The organism is Sinorhizobium prairiense, assembly GCF_029201645.2.
Lineage (GTDB): Bacteria > Pseudomonadota > Alphaproteobacteria > Rhizobiales > Rhizobiaceae > Sinorhizobium > Sinorhizobium meliloti_A.
This window is the reverse complement of sequence record NZ_CP104131.1, coordinates 1,452,383-1,466,169: the sequence shown is the minus strand read 5'-3', so window position 1 is coordinate 1,466,169 and position 13,787 is coordinate 1,452,383. Positions and strand designations below refer to the sequence as shown.

The 13,787-nt window shown below is 61.1% G+C and carries 9 protein-coding genes, 3 tRNA genes and 4 pseudogenes; 7 read left to right on the top strand and 9 right to left on the bottom strand.

Annotated features, from left to right (window positions below):
• Positions 1-112: 112 nt before the first annotated feature.
• The 4 genes from N0Q91_RS09715 to metG all read right to left on the bottom strand — a co-directional run bounded on the left by N0Q91_RS09715 (position 113) and on the right by metG (position 4,971).
• Positions 113-1,540 carry an ISNCY family transposase gene (locus tag N0Q91_RS09715; RefSeq protein WP_275596165.1) on the bottom strand — a complete coding sequence of 476 codons (1,428 nt, stop codon included), beginning with the start codon at positions 1,538-1,540 and terminating at the stop codon, positions 113-115.
• A gap of 249 nt (positions 1,541-1,789) precedes the next feature.
• Complete coding sequence (locus N0Q91_RS09710) at positions 1,790-2,626, bottom strand: MBL fold metallo-hydrolase (protein WP_275597960.1); 837 nt, start codon at positions 2,624-2,626, stop codon at positions 1,790-1,792.
• Position 2,627: 1 nt separating this feature from the next.
• Positions 2,628-3,407, bottom strand: a complete 780-nt coding sequence (locus N0Q91_RS09705; protein ID WP_275597959.1) for a TatD family hydrolase — start codon at positions 3,405-3,407, stop codon at positions 2,628-2,630.
• Positions 3,408-3,420: 13 nt separating this feature from the next.
• A complete protein-coding gene (gene metG / locus N0Q91_RS09700) occupies positions 3,421-4,971 on the bottom strand; it encodes a methionine--tRNA ligase (protein WP_275597958.1) in 1,551 nt (516 codons plus the stop codon).
• A 285-nt stretch (positions 4,972-5,256) separates the two neighbouring features.
• Between metG and N0Q91_RS09695 the strand changes: the two genes are divergently transcribed.
• Positions 5,257-5,562 (top strand): pyrophosphohydrolase domain-containing protein, encoded by a 306-nt coding sequence (locus tag N0Q91_RS09695; protein ID WP_275598115.1) that lies wholly within the window; start codon positions 5,257-5,259, stop codon positions 5,560-5,562.
• Here the strand turns inward: N0Q91_RS09695 and N0Q91_RS09690 are convergent.
• The 4 genes and pseudogenes from N0Q91_RS09690 to N0Q91_RS09675 form a co-directional block, all read right to left on the bottom strand.
• Positions 5,557-6,588, bottom strand: coding sequence for a DNA polymerase III subunit delta' (locus N0Q91_RS09690; RefSeq protein WP_018094911.1), 1,032 nt, complete (start codon positions 6,586-6,588; stop codon positions 5,557-5,559). The genes N0Q91_RS09695 and N0Q91_RS09690 overlap by 6 nt on opposite strands.
• Positions 6,585-7,289: pseudogene (tmk, locus tag N0Q91_RS09685) on the bottom strand (dTMP kinase). Before tmk ends, N0Q91_RS09690 begins: the two are co-directional and overlap by 4 nt.
• Positions 7,290-7,346: 57 nt before the next feature.
• Positions 7,347-8,502: pseudogene (locus tag N0Q91_RS09680) on the bottom strand (D-alanyl-D-alanine carboxypeptidase family protein).
• 56 nt (positions 8,503-8,558) lie between these two features.
• On the bottom strand, positions 8,559-9,599 hold the full coding sequence (locus N0Q91_RS09675; RefSeq protein ID WP_275597957.1) for a septal ring lytic transglycosylase RlpA family protein: 1,041 nt from the start codon (positions 9,597-9,599) through the stop codon (positions 8,559-8,561).
• 449 nt (positions 9,600-10,048) lie between these two features.
• Here N0Q91_RS09675 and N0Q91_RS09670 point away from each other — a divergent pair, with 449 nt between their 5' ends.
• The 6 genes and pseudogenes from N0Q91_RS09670 (at position 10,049) to N0Q91_RS09645 (ending at position 12,464) form a co-directional block, all read left to right on the top strand.
• Entirely contained in the window at positions 10,049-10,261 is a 213-nt protein-coding gene (locus N0Q91_RS09670; RefSeq protein WP_100675104.1) for a hypothetical protein, read from the top strand.
• A 194-nt stretch (positions 10,262-10,455) separates the two neighbouring features.
• Positions 10,456-10,545 (top strand) — tRNA-Ser (locus N0Q91_RS09665).
• Between the two features lie 268 nt (positions 10,546-10,813).
• Positions 10,814-10,889, top strand: a tRNA-Ala gene (locus tag N0Q91_RS09660).
• 194 nt (positions 10,890-11,083) lie between these two features.
• Complete coding sequence (locus N0Q91_RS09655) at positions 11,084-11,248, top strand: hypothetical protein (protein WP_013844460.1); 165 nt, start codon at positions 11,084-11,086, stop codon at positions 11,246-11,248.
• Positions 11,249-11,456: 208 nt separating this feature from the next.
• Positions 11,457-12,172 (top strand): annotated as a pseudogene (gene lexA / locus N0Q91_RS09650) (transcriptional repressor LexA).
• 218 nt (positions 12,173-12,390) lie between these two features.
• Positions 12,391-12,464, top strand: a tRNA-Cys gene (locus N0Q91_RS09645).
• Positions 12,465-12,510: 46 nt separating this feature from the next.
• On the opposite strand, the pseudogene N0Q91_RS09640 reads toward N0Q91_RS09645, so the two are convergent.
• A pseudogene (locus N0Q91_RS09640) lies at positions 12,511-13,591 on the bottom strand (calcium-binding protein).
• Positions 13,592-13,787 lie beyond the last annotated feature (196 nt).

Here is a 13,787-nt window from a genome sequence, read left to right as displayed (position 1 = left end):
TAAAAAGTACGGAGACGCAAGCCGCCGGCCGGGTGGAGCTGGTCAGGGTTGCGCAGCCCGGTCGGCGGCGGATGGCTCCAGCTGCAAGATAAACTTTAGCTTTGACATCCGATCACTCCGCCGCTTTCAGCTGCGCAAGGGCTTGCTGGCGCTTGGCGATGACCACCGGATCCTTGGTAAAATCCGTCTTCCGGCCAGGCTTCGTGCCGCGCTTTTGATAGCCATTGCTCTGGCTGCCGTCGCGAATGCCGAACATATGGTCCGTCTGGCCGGTGCGGCGCGGCCCGCCCTTGCTGCGCTGTTGCTCTCGTCCGGCCTGCATTTCGGCCACCACCGCCAGCATGTCATCAAGGCGCTTGTTCTCAACCACCTCGCAGCGGTGCACCGAGCGCAGCGTGTCGAAGGTTCTGTAGGGCAGGGACGTCCCCTCATGGGTGACCTCGAGGCGACCGTCGGGATAGTCGCAGACAATGACCTTCTTGCCGGCCAGCGCCGTGGCGAGGTCGGTCGGATCGAGGATGAACATCACCTTGTCATAGCGCAGCGTCAGCGACTGCGACAGCTTGCGGATCTCCTTGCGGCACATCGCGCCATCGAGGTTCTCATGCGCGGCAAACGGCCGGTGCATGTCCTTCGGATTGCGCGGCGCCTTGCCAAAGCGGCGATTGAAGTCGGCCATGAACTCCGGCGCATAGGCATTCGCCGCGGCGATCGTGTCGATGCCGCGCAGCCGCAGTTCCTTGACGAGGCGATCCTGCAGCGTCTGGTTGGCGCGCTCGACGCGTCCCTTGGCCTGCGGGGTGTTGGCGCAGATGATGTCGATGTTGAGTTCATAAAGGGCTCGCCCGAACTGCGTCAGGCCACTGGTTCTGTCCTTCTTGGAAGCATGGGTGGTGCGGAAGACGCCATGCTTGTCGCTATAGAAGGCGATCGGCTTGCCCCATTGCTGCAGGTAGGCCTTCGTCGCGTGCAGATAGTCGAAGGTGTTCTCCGATCCGGCGAAGCGTAAGTGCAACAGCTTGCCGGTGGCATCGTCGATATAGACGAGCAGGGCGCATTTGGGACCGCGGTTCTCGAACCACCAATGAAGCGAGCCGTCGATCTGAACGAGTTCGCCGAAACAATCGCGCCGGCCGCGCGGCTGGAAAACCCGCTTCTTGCGCTCGCGTCGCGACACCCAGAGGCCGACTTCCATCATCCACTGACGCAGCGTCTCCTTGCTGACGGCAATCCGGTGGCGTTCCAGCAGCTTCTCGGCGGCCAACGTAGGTCCAAAATCCCCGTAATGCTCACGCACCAGATCGAGCACCAGGTTGCGGAAATCCTCGCTATGACGCCGGTTGCTCGGACGGCCGCGCTTCTTCGACACGAGACCGTCGGCGCCGTCCAGGTCATAGGCCTGCAACAGCCGGTGGACCTGACTGCGGCTGAGACGAAGCAACGCGGCCGCCTCGACGACGGTCAGGCTGCCACCGCGAATCCGCTGTATGAGTTCAAGACGATGCAATTCCTTCTGCGACATGGTGATCAAACAAGACATGACGACTCCGAACGCTCATGGTCTCAACCACGCTTCACGTCGCCAGTCTTCCTTCCAAACGTTGACGTTTGACCAGCATCCCGAGAGGCGACGACTGTCGCATCTCTAACTGGCTCATATGTCGCATCTCTAAACTGCCGCTACATGCATCCATCGCATAAGATAGATTATGGAACGGATCGCTGTGATCTAAGAGAGGCGTAAGTCGCATCGGATCAGTGACTTAAATAAGATCTCTGATATGGGACTTTATGCGTCTTCCGCCGACGGCCGGTCGATATCGAATTCCATGCGCATCATGTCGTAAGCCGGCTCGACGTGATCCGGCGTCTCCGCGCACACGGTCTCGTAATCCATCGGCACATGCATATGCGTGAGCATGGCGCGTTTCGGCCGCAGTCGGTTGATCCACACGAGCGACTGCACCAGGGACAAGTGACTCGGGTGAAATTTGTACTGCAGCGTGTCGATGACGAGCAGATCGAGTCCGCCGAGCTTCCCGACCGTTTCTGCCGGAAAGTCGCTGACGTCGCTGCAATAGGCAAAACCGCCGATACGGAAGCCGAGCGAATGGACGTTGCCGTGAAACTGCATCAGCGGCTCGAACGAGATCGGCCCGCCGGCGCCATGGATGGTCAACGGCGGCAGGTCGTCGGGAATCACATAGGGGTCGACGATCGGCGGATAGCCGCTGCCTGGCGGCGACTCCAGACAATAGCGGAAGCCGTCGCGAATACGGGCCATCGTGAACGCATCGGCCCAGATCGGCACGCGCCTGCGATTCTCGATGACGAAACCGCGCAGATCGTCGATCCCGTGCAGATGGTCCGCATGGGCATGGGTGTAGAGCACGGCATCGATGTGGCGTACATTCGCCGCGATCATCTGGGCTCGGAAGTCCGGGCCGGTGTCGATCACGACGGTCGTCTTGCCGCCGTCCGGCGCAAACTGTTCTACGAGCAAGGCCGCTCGCATGCGACGGTTGCGGGGGTTCGACGGATCGCAGGCGCCCCAATCACCGGTTATGCGCGGCACGCCCGGAGACGAGCCGCAGCCCAGAATGGTGAAGACCCGCCGAAACGCCATTTCAAAGCCTCGGCATCTTCGAGAAGATCCTGACGGCGTTTTCGGTGGTGATTTCGGCAATCTGCTCGCTGGAGACGCCGATGGCTTGCGCCAGCACCTCGGCCGTGTGCGCCACGTAGGCCGGTTCGTTGCGCTTGCCGCGGAAGGGCTTCGGTGCCAAATAGGGCGCGTCCGTCTCGACGATCATCCGGTCGCGCGGGACTGTCCTGGCGATGTCCCTCAGTTCCTCGGATTTCGGGAATGTCAGGATCCCCGAAAAGGACACATAGCCGCCGAGCTCGACGCCAATTCGGGCGAGGTCCGGGCCGGACGAGAAGCAATGGAGAAGGAAGGGGAAGGCGCCCTTCCCCGATTCCTCGGTTAGAATGGCAGCCATATCGTCGTCGGCCGACCTGCTATGGATGACGAGCGGCAGTCCGGTTGTTCGCGCTGCCGCGATATGCCGCCTCAATCCCTCCGCCTGCGCGTCGCGCGGCGCGTTGTCGTAAAAATAATCCAGCCCCGCTTCGCCGATCGCGACGACCTTGGGATGGGCGGAGAGCCGAACGAGATCGTCGGCCGTCACGTCCAGTTCCTCATCGGCATTATGCGGATGCGTGCCGACGGAACAGAAGACGTTCGGATATTTTTCGGCGATGGCGAGGATCGTGTCGAACCGTTTCACCCGGGTCGAAATCGTCACCATCTGCGCCACGCCGGCCTCCCGCGCGCGCTCGATGATTACGTCGCGTTCGGCCTCAAAATCCGGAAAATCGAGGTGGCAATGGGTGTCGATCAGCATGCTTTCGTCTCGTTCAGGCTTCCGGCGCGACGTAGCGCGGGAAGACCGGCTTGGGTGCTTCGAGCGGCGTTCTGGACACGAGGCGCCCGGCTTCGCCGAGATGGGCGAAATCGCGGCGGTCGGCCGGTAGGGCGACGAGATCCAGGAGTTTTCCCGCCGATTCCGGCATGAATGGCTGCAGAAGGATCGCGACCTGGCGAACGACCTCCGCCGTGACGTAAAGCACGGTTGCCATGCGGCTCGGATCGGTCTTTTTCAGCGCCCAGGGCTCCTGGCCTGCGAAGTAGCGGTCGGTCTCGGAAACGACGGCGATGATCGCCGCAAGTGCGCGATGAATGAGCTGCTTGCCCATTTCCTCGCGTGCGGTGTCGATCAGCGAGTCGGCGGCGGCGAGCATCGCCTTGTCTTCGTCGGTCAGCGGCCCACAGAGCGGAATCTGGCCGTCACAATTCTTGACGATCATCGACAGGGAACGGCTGGCGAGATTGCCGATACCGTTGGCGAGGTCGGAATTGATGCGGGTCGCTATCCCCTCCTCGCTGTAGCTGCCGTCCTGGCCGAACGAGACTTCGCGGAGGAAGAAATAGCGGATCTGATCGAGGCCGAAATGCTCGACCAGATTGAACGGATCGACCACATTGCCGAGCGACTTCGACATCTTCTCGCCCTTGTTGAGCAGGAATCCGTGAGCGAAGACGCGCTTGGGAAGCGGAAGACCGGCCGACATCAGGAATGCCGGCCAATAGACGGCGTGGAAACGGATGATGTCCTTGCCGATGACGTGGATGTTTGCGGGCCAGAACTTCGCGCGCGGACCCGTCGGGTCGGTCAGATAGCCGGTGGCGGTGACGTAGTTGGTCAGCGCGTCGACCCACACATACATGACATGAGTGGGATCGTTCGGAACTTTGATTCCCCAGTCGAACGTGGTGCGCGAGACGGAGAGGTCCTTCAGGCCCGACTTGACGAAGGAAATCACCTCGTTGCGCCGTTCCGCCGGACCGATGAAGTCGGGATTTTCCTCGTAGTGCTTGAGGAGCTTGTCCTGGTAGGCGGACAGCCGGAAGAAATAGCTCTCTTCCTCCACCCATTCCACGGGCGTTCCCTGCGGTCCGTAACGTACGCCGTCGCCGCGCAGTTCCGTCTCGTTTTCCTGGTAGTAGGCCTCGTCCCGAACGGAATACCACCCGGCATAGGAATCCTTGTAAAGGTCGCCCGCCTCCCCCATGCGGATCCAGATCGCCTGCGAGGCCTCATGGTGGCGCTGTTCGGTCGTGCGGATGAAATCGTCGTTGGAGGCGTTGAGCAGCCGCGCCATATTCTGGAACTCGGCCGAATTGCGGGCGGCAAGCTCCTGCGGAGAAATCCCTTCCCTCTTCGCCGTCTGCTGCATTTTCTGTCCATGCTCGTCCGTCCCGGTCAGGAAGAAGACCTCACGCCCGTCAAGCCGCTGAAAGCGTGCCATGGCATCCGTCGCGATCAGTTCATAGGCATGACCGATATGCGGCTTGCCGTTCGGATAGGAAATCGCGGTGGTGATGTAGAACGGGGACGTATCTCTCATAGCGGGCTTCGATATCCTCGGGACAGAAACTATGGGGTGCTATTACCGCATCGCCTTCGGGTAGGAAACCGGTAGATCACGTTGAATTTAGGCCGGAGCGACCTGACCATGGCCGTGAACCGTCTTCGAGGGGGAAAATTCGGGCTCCGCGGAAACCTCCCATACCCTTCTCCACCCGGAGCGCAAGAGAAAGCTTCTCTCCAGCCGCGGGGCTTCCCGCGATATCAGACGGGATTGACACGAAAGATCGTCTGGAACAAAACAAAAACAAACGGGGGAGAGTGTGTGCTCAACGAACTCAGACGAAAATTCGAGAAAGCGTCGGCGGGCTATGCGGCGATGCATTCGATCAGCCGTGATCCGGATTGGTTTATATTGAAACTGCAGGAGGAAATGGGGGAACTGACGCAGGCCTGGAACAACGCCACAGGACGGGGGCGCGACCGGGAGGTCTCCCCGGAGACGCTGCGCCAGTCAATCGCCGACGAAACGGCCGATCTCCTCGGCCACGTTCTGCTCTTCGCCCACCACAACGATATAGACCTGGCTGCGGCAATCGAGCGAAAATGGAAGTTCGCTCCCGACCTATAGAGCTTCCTTGAGATCATCGAGGAGGGAAAGGACCGTCTGCTTGCGGTCGAGGTTATAGGCCGCGCTCAGCGTCAGGCGTTCGCCAACGGTGCTGGACAGCCTGGCGAACCGTTCGGCCGCGCCGACGTCGCCGGCGATCGCCGCCTCGCGAGCCATCCGCATGATGCGCCCCGACAGCAGCGACGAAAAGAAATCGAAGATCGTTTCGCTGTCCTTGCCCGAAAGCACGTCGGCCAGCTTGTGCATGTTCTTGCGAACGGCCGGGCCCTGCCCCGCCAGAATGTCTTCGAAAGCCTCGGCTATATCCAGCCCGCCATAATTGACGAGCTTCAGCGCCTCAGAAACGCTGCCGTTTGCGGCGGCGAGAACGCGCTCTGCATTCAGACCCGCGAGATCGAGCCCGAGATGCGCAAGCGCCTGGCGCAGGGCTTCCGTGTCCAGAGGCTTCAGCCGCAAAGGCAGGCAACGCGAGCGGATGGTCGGCAGGAGTTTTCCCGGCGCATGGGTGAGCACCAGAAACAGCGAACGGCGCGGCGGCTCCTCCAACATCTTCAAAATGGCATTGGCGGCGTTGCGGTTGAGATCGTCGGCCGGATCGATGATGACGATGCGCCAGTTTCCGGTGCCCGACGTCTGGCCGAAGAACTTGCCGGCGCGGCGAACCTCGTCGACCGTGATCGCGCCCTTCGTCCTGCCCGTCTTTTCGTCCACTGGGCGCGCGAGATGCAGGAGATTGTGCGATGCGCCCGAACCGAGCTGTCTCGTGACGATAGAGGCGGGATCAGGGTCGGCAAGCCTTTCGGGGGCGTCTGCCGGATCCGGATGGCTCAGGACATGATTGGCGAAGCGGAAGGCGAGTGTGGCCTTGCCTATCCCCTCCGGCCCTTCGATCAGGATCGCGTGATGACCCTTTCCGGACCGGTAGCTCTGTGCGAGAAAGGCTTCCGCCTCCCGATGACCGAAGAGCTTGCTGTTCATCACGGGAGCAAGCGCGCCCTCCAGCACACCTGGCTGTTCCGGGGTCATGACGTCGCTTCCACATTCGAGGGTTGCGGCTTGCCCTCAAGCGGCAATAGCGCCTCGACGAGACTCAATACTTCGGCAGCGATCGCGGTCGGCGGACGGTTGGCATCGACGACGCGGCATCGCTCCGGATCGGCCGCGGCAATATCGAGAAAGGCTTCGCGCCGCTTTTCATGCGTCGCCAACTGTTCCTTTTCAAATCGGTCGGGACTGTCGTTTGCGGCGCGGCGGCGGGCGCGCTCCAGCCCGACCGAGGCGGGAAGATCGAAAATGATGGTGCAGTCGGGAATGACACCGTTCACCGCAACGCGTTCCATGGTCTCGACGAAGGCCGGTTCCAGATTGCCGGTCACGCCCTGATAGACGCGCGAGGAATCCATGAACCGATCGCAAAGGACGATCGTTCCTTGCTGGAGCGCCGGCCGGATCACCTCCTCGACGTGGTCGCTGCGGGCGGCCGCAAAGAGGATCGCCTCCATCCGGAACTCCGAAGGACTCCGCCGCGCCCGAAAGAAGGACGTGGCGAACGGCTTCGGCACCCGCGGAGCCTCCCGGCTCGCGCGTGGTGAGCACGCGGTAGCCGCGCGCGCTCAGCGCTTGCGCAAGAAGGCGCATCTGGGTCGACTTGCCGGCCCCCTCTCCCCCTCGAATGTTATGAACAAACCCTTGGTCAGCGACACTTCAATTCCCGGATCGGCGTGCATTATCGTCTCTGTTTAGCCGATCGGTCCCGCGGAAGGAACCGTCGCAAAGCGCATTTGTCACAGCCAGAAGAACAGCAGTTCCTGCAGCGCGTCGAGCGCCCGGCTCGTGAGCGTTCCGGAACTCGACCGCCCTCGCCGTCTTCACGGGAACTTCCCGCAGCAGCTTGTCCCCGTTCCAGAGCTTGACGACGCCGACCTGCTGACCGGCAGCGACGGGTGCGTTGAGCGGCCATTTGTAGACGATGCGTGCCGTCAGCCGTTCGGGATTTTTTACCGGCAGCAGAACGTCGACCGGGCCGCCCGCCACGAGCGCCACCCGGGAATCCGCACCGCCGTAGACGCTCGCCTCTCCGATGGTTTCACCATCTGCGAAAATGCGCCGTTTCTCGAAAGCGGTCATCGCCCAATCCAGGACCCTGCGGCTCTCGTCGATTCTCTCCTTTTCGCTCTCGAGGCCCCCCATCGCGAGAAAGACCCGGCGGTCGCCCCGTTGCATCGAGACGGCGAGCGAGAAGCCGAAACCCTCCGCAAAGCCGGTCGCCAATCCATCGACGCCGACATTCGCGGCGATCAGAGGGTTCTTGTTGCGCTGAAGGATCTTGTTCCACTCGAATTCCGGCTGCGAATAGAGCCGGTAGTAATTCGGGTGCGCCTCGTACAGGTGCCGCGTAAGGGCGACGAGTTCGCGCATCGTGATCTTGTTTTCCGGATGCGGCAGCCCCGTGGCATTCCTGAATGTGGCGACCGGCAGCCCTAGCTCGCGGGCCCGCTTGGTCATCAGTTCGGCAAAAGCAGCCTCGCTGCCAGCAATTCCCTCAGCCAGGACAATGCACGCATCGTTGGCGAGTTGCACCGTTGCGCCCTGGATGAGATCCGCAACGCGGATCCTGGATTTGATCGCGGCGAACATCGTTGCAGTGCCGGAGGGGGCCCCGCCTGTACGCCACGCATGTTCAGAAACCTCGAAACTCGTCTCGGACGTCAGGTCGCCCTTATCCAGGGCTTCGAAAACCACCTCCATCGCCATGAGTTTGGCGAGCGAGGCAGGCGGGACGGGTGCATCCTCGTCGCGTGAAAAGAGCACTGTGCCCGTCTCGGCATCGACGAGATATATCTGCTTCGCTTTGGTGTCGAAGGCGCGCGTCTGTGCGACCGCTGGTCCCGAAACGATGGCCGCGAGGAAACCTACGACCGCAAGCCACTTCATGCGCATGAGAAACTCCGGTTCTGCATGGGCATATCAGCGCGAAAAGCCCTCTTCAACCGGCGTCAGCGCGAGTCGGCGTTTCGGTACTGGCGCTTCGCATAGGCGAGAATGGAATCGGGGGTCAGCGGATTGCGATCGACCATGATCGCCTCGAAGGGCGAAGGCTTGTCGCTGACGCGAACTTCGACATAGGCCGCAGCATAGGCCATGCTGCCATCCGGCAGCGGGATCAATTGCGGGCGCGACGTAGGCATGGGGCCGATCTGCGGCAGAACGACGAATTCGCCGAAGGCGCTTGGTGCCGCCGAGGCCTGCGCCGGCTTTGCGAGCGCGTTCACCGGCACGCCGGCATCGAGCGTCGATCTGTTCGGAACCGGAACGGCGCGGAGATTCGGAACCATGTCGCGCAGCGGCTCGTTGGAAGCCACCATCACGCCTGAGGCGATCTGCCCTTCCGGCATCACGCTCGGGCCACGGTCGCCCTTCCTGACGTACGAAGCCATGAGGTAGGGCATGTCATTGCCTTCGAGGGGCGCACGACCGACATATTGAACGCGAACATTGGCGCTTCCCTTGCGCTTGATGTCCAGCAGGTCGGCGGTTTTCGAAGAGACGTCGATGATCCGGCCGTATTCATAGGGGCCGCGATCATTGACACGCACGATGACGGACGTGCCGTTCTCCAGGTTGGTCACGCGCGCATAGCTCGGCAGCGGAAAGGTCGGGTGAGCGGCCGAAAGGTGATGCTTGTCATAGACTTCGCCATTGGCCGTCAGCCGGCCATGGAAGGCAGACCCGTACCAGGAGGCCATCCCGCTCTTGTTGTAGCCGAAATCCTCCTTCGGCTGATACCACCTGCCTTTGACCTGATAGGGTTTGCCTACCTGGTAGCGGCCACCGCCCTTGGGAATGTTGTTTCCGGTAGCGACTCTGGGGCTGGCTTTGACGCCATAGACGAACTCGGCGAAGTATTCCTTGCTCCGCGACTTGGTCTTCTTGACGCTCGACGTCGACCCGCAGGCCGCAAGCACCGCGCAAAGCAACGGAACCGCTGCGAGACGGAGCCCCCTCACAAGATATGCCGCACCGTTATTGGATGTCATCTGTCCCACAAGATCATTCGCAAAGCCGCACCCGAAATCCGCTCCTGCAGCGCTCGCGCATCCGACCGAACGCGCAACGATCGTCGCAATCGTGCAGTAGTTCCCCCGCGAGAATTTCGCCGTCCCGAAACGGAACAGTCGAACAATCATGACAACAACAAGGCGAAATTGCGAACCGGAGGACGAACGGAGGCAAAAAAACGCTCGCTATGGTTTACGAAACGTAAATGAGTCGCTGGACCATGGTCCGATAGAGCGCGCCAAAGGTCCGAAACCCGTTGCCGGGTTTCCCTGCCGATACATATCGCAATAAGCACCCGCGTGGCTCGTCGGCCGCGGGGTGCGGCGGCCTCAGAGCTGGCCGAAGCTTCCCGTCGGTGCAACTCTGAGGCTCCGTCCCCGGTTGGCGTGGTGCCCGTGCTCCGGCCCAAGTCCGAGAGGATCTCGCAATGGACGACAGATACGATTATGGGCCGCCGGAGCGACGGGCGGCAACCGGCCTCCCCCTAGGCATAATGCTCCTGTCGATGTTGGCGATTGCCGTTTATCTGCTTGCCGGAGCGGCGCTCCTGGACGGCAGAAGTCGGGATGTCGCGGCCTACGTCGCCCGGGCAGGCGACGAAAGTCCGACTGCGGCGCCGGACAGCGGACGGCGCCCGTGACGATGGCCCACAACCGTGCCACGGGCGTATGCGGCGCGGCACGCCTCGAATGCAAGCAAATGCTCCGGAGCAAGTTGACGCTGTGATCAAAGCTGCTAAAAAGCCAGCCGTTGGTGAATGGGCAGCAAACCCGGTAGCGATCGCCGGTCCATCGAGAACTCGGAAACGAATTTCACGAAGCTCCGCAATCACCTGGAAGAGTGGCCGAGCGGTTTAAGGCACCGGTCTTGAAAACCGGCGTGCGTGAAAGCGTACCGTGGGTTCGAATCCCACCTCTTCCGCCATTTCAGAATTGATCCGGGCACGCCGGAATTCCCAGCTTCTCGTCACTGATGGCCGTCTTCCCCACCCGCAAGGCTCGTGGCTGCCCTGCCCTTCCGACGCTTTGCGTCACCTGCAGGAGCGGAAGAAGCTGCTTTGGAACTCCATCGCGAAGGGGCGATATTCGGATGGGTGAATTGCAGCGTGCCCTACCGGGCGGCAAGGGTGAAGCCGGCAAACGGAATGCACTGGCGCGCGGGGCCGAAAAATCTTATACAATGGGTGACCAGTGGGGTCGTAGCTCAGTTGGGAGAGCGCCGCAATCGCACTGCGGAGGTCGAGGGTTCGACTCCCTTCAACTCCACCATTCCCCTCTTTTGTCCAGCCCGGAGACCCAGGTAACGGATCTTACCTGAGCTAACATCCACCGATGCCGGACGTCAGGTTGCAGAGCCCGGGCGATGCCGCGGCTCGGCTGCGCTTGCCAAAAAAGCTGATTTGAGAGAAAGTTTTAGTCTGACCCGTTCGAGGTCTGGGCAACTCCCGCGAGTGGAGAAAAACATGCCTGTTAAATCTTTGGTGGCAGCCGTAATTTTTTCCCTCTTCGCCCTTTCGGGGTGCGCCAGCACAGGCTCGACCAACACGACCTATACCCAGTGGTACGGGCCCTATCCCGAGCCTGAATTCGACGTTCTTACGCCGGGCGGACTGCGGCTTGCCTATTAGCATGGCGTAGGCGAGCGACTGGGCCGGCCGCTGTAAGTGAGCGTACGCCCCTGCCCCCAGATTCCGAGCGATCGCCATCGCACGCCGGATGGAAAGCGGACAGGCATTCAGCAGCAAGCGGTATTCACGGAATTTTAGGCACTTGCGGAACACATATGGAACAGATAGGTTCTGTTCTTGATTTGTTTCGCGATTCTGGAGTGACGCCATGCTAACCCGCAAGCAACAGGAATTGCTTCTGTTCATTCATGAACGAATGAAGGAATCCGGGGTTCCGCCGTCCTTCGACGAGATGAAAGATGCCCTGGACCTTGCCTCCAAATCGGGCATCCATCGTCTGATCACCGCACTCGAAGAGCGCGGGTTCATTCGCCGGCTACCGAATCGCGCTCGAGCCCTCGAAGTCATCAAGCTGCCGGAGGCCTATGCCGGTGTTTCGCAGGTCCGCCGCGGCTTTTCGCCGAGCGTGATCGAAGGCAGTCTGGGCAAGCCTGCGGCCCCGCCCCCCGCACCGAAACCAGCGCCCCCGGCCGAGATCGCGTCGGTCGCTGTCCCGGTCATGGGCCGCATTGCCGCCGGCGTGCCGATTTCCGCAATCCAGAACAACATGCACGATATTTCCGTACCGGTCGAAATGATCGGCAGCGGCGAGCACTACGCTCTCGAGATCAAGGGTGATTCGATGATCGAGGCCGGCATCCTCGATGGCGATACGGTGATCATCCGGAACGGAAGCACTGCCACCCCGGGGATATCGTCGTCGCCCTGATCGACGACGAGGAAGCAACTCTGAAGCGTTTCCGTCGCAAGGGCGCCTCTATTGCGCTCGAAGCCGCCAATCCGGCTTACGAGACACGGATATTCGGTCCGGATCGGGTCAAGATCCAAGGCAGGCTTGTCGGCCTCATCCGGCGGTACCACTAGCCTCCCGACCAGGTGTGCAGGCGTTTCCCACGGAAGTACGCAATTTCAAAGCGTTAGAAGTGGGGGCATTGCGCCTTGGGGCGCTATGGCCACGCCTCCACAGAACCGAAGCCATATTATACAGAATAAAAAAGACCCTATTCCAAATGTACCCTCTTGCGGATTGCGGGCAATCATTCTAAATCCGCGCCACGATTTGAAAAATCGCAAATCGTAGAGGCCTCGTGGCGGAGTGGTGACGCAGAGGACTGCAAATCCTTGTACCCCGGTTCAATTCCGGGCGAGGCCTCCAAAAAACCACCCCTATTCAGCTTTGTTACCGACAAATCTTACCTGCGTCAGACGAAGGCGAAATCCGCGCCCGCAAAGACGAAGTTGGCAGCGCTGAGGTCGGCAGCGTGGATGCCGATCAGAGTGACCTGATCGACCGTGCCATTCAACTGCAGGACAGCGTTCCCGTCGGCATCGTTGCCGATGTTGGGCAAAAAATCAGCGAAGTCGTCGTAGCCATAGCCAGCGATTTGGATGACGTCCTTGTCCAATTCGAAGTCGAAGATCTCATCCCGACCACTGTTTCGTGAAAACAGGAACTGATCGGCACCGGTCTCGACCGCGAAGCCTGCGGTCAGTCGACCATCGCCCCAGAGCTGATCGTTACCCGTGCCGCCGATCAAGAGGTCGTTCCCACCCGCGGTGTCCACACCGACCTCTGCATCGCCATACAGGACATCATTGCCTTTGCCTCCGTCGAGCAGGTCGTCGCCGCCACTGCCGCCACGTGAGAAAAGAACGTCTCCAACGAGAAAGTCATTGCCCGAACCACCATACAGGTGGTCGTTGCCGCCAATGCCGGATTCCACGACGCCCTGGTCGAGGCCATCCCCGTAGAGCTTGTCATGGCCCTCTCCGCCCTGGAGGCGATCGTTCCCGCCAACGAAAAAATCGCCCAGGGAGAAAGCGTCGCCCGAGAGACTGTCGTCTCCGGCGCCGCCGTCGAGCCAGTCGTCTCCACCACGTCCGCTGAGGCAATCGTAGCCATCGCCATAGAGTGTATCGTTGCCTTTGCCGCCCGAGAGACGATCATTCCCTCCGGCGACGGTAGCGGAATCGATCGCATCGATCTGGAAGGCATCGCCGTACAGCGTGTCGTCGCCGGCGCCGCCGTCGAGCTGGTCGTCGCCACCACGCCCCTGATTGGAGATCGTCCAAGCGTCGCCGAAGAGCGTGTCGTTGCCCCCAAGGCCGTCAAGGCTGTCGCGGCCACCCTGCCCCGAAGACAGGAAGCCGCCGATTTCGGAGAACTCCTAGGCTATTGCCGGTCGTGAACGGGTCTCCGAAGATAATATCCGGATCGTTCGTTCCGAAGATGTGGTTGTCCAGCCCGAACCAAGGGGCGATGCCACCGATCAGATGCGCCATTTTTCTCTCCACAGTGCTGTAAAGTAGGCGATGCTCGTCTTGGGAAACCCGGACGGCCTTCGCGGCGCCGACTTCGTCGGGCTCCGTCGGAGTGACGAGCTAACGCTATGAAAATACCGACTTCCTACGGAAGACCGTTACACCCTTTTCCTGAAAGCGCTCCAATGTTGCCGAACGTGATGTTCCTGTCTATTGA

Excerpts from the sequence above, each read along its gene's own strand:
- N0Q91_RS09715 (WP_275596165.1), bottom strand. The coding sequence starts at position 1,540 with ATGTCTTGTTTGATCACCATGTCGCAGAAGGAATTGCATCGTCTTGAA.
- N0Q91_RS09710 (WP_275597960.1), bottom strand. The coding sequence starts at position 2,626 with ATGGCGTTTCGGCGGGTCTTCACCATTCTGGGCTGCGGCTCGTCTCCG.
- N0Q91_RS09705 (WP_275597959.1), bottom strand. The coding sequence starts at position 3,407 with ATGCTGATCGACACCCATTGCCACCTCGATTTTCCGGATTTTGAGGCC.
- metG (WP_275597958.1), bottom strand. The coding sequence starts at position 4,971 with ATGAGAGATACGTCCCCGTTCTACATCACCACCGCGATTTCCTATCCG.
- N0Q91_RS09690 (WP_018094911.1), bottom strand. The coding sequence starts at position 6,588 with ATGACCCCGGAACAGCCAGGTGTGCTGGAGGGCGCGCTTGCTCCCGTG.
- N0Q91_RS09675 (WP_275597957.1), bottom strand. The coding sequence starts at position 9,599 with ATGACATCCAATAACGGTGCGGCATATCTTGTGAGGGGGCTCCGTCTC.
- N0Q91_RS09670 (WP_100675104.1), top strand. The coding sequence starts at position 10,049 with ATGGACGACAGATACGATTATGGGCCGCCGGAGCGACGGGCGGCAACC.
- N0Q91_RS09655 (WP_013844460.1), top strand. The coding sequence starts at position 11,084 with ATGCCTGTTAAATCTTTGGTGGCAGCCGTAATTTTTTCCCTCTTCGCC.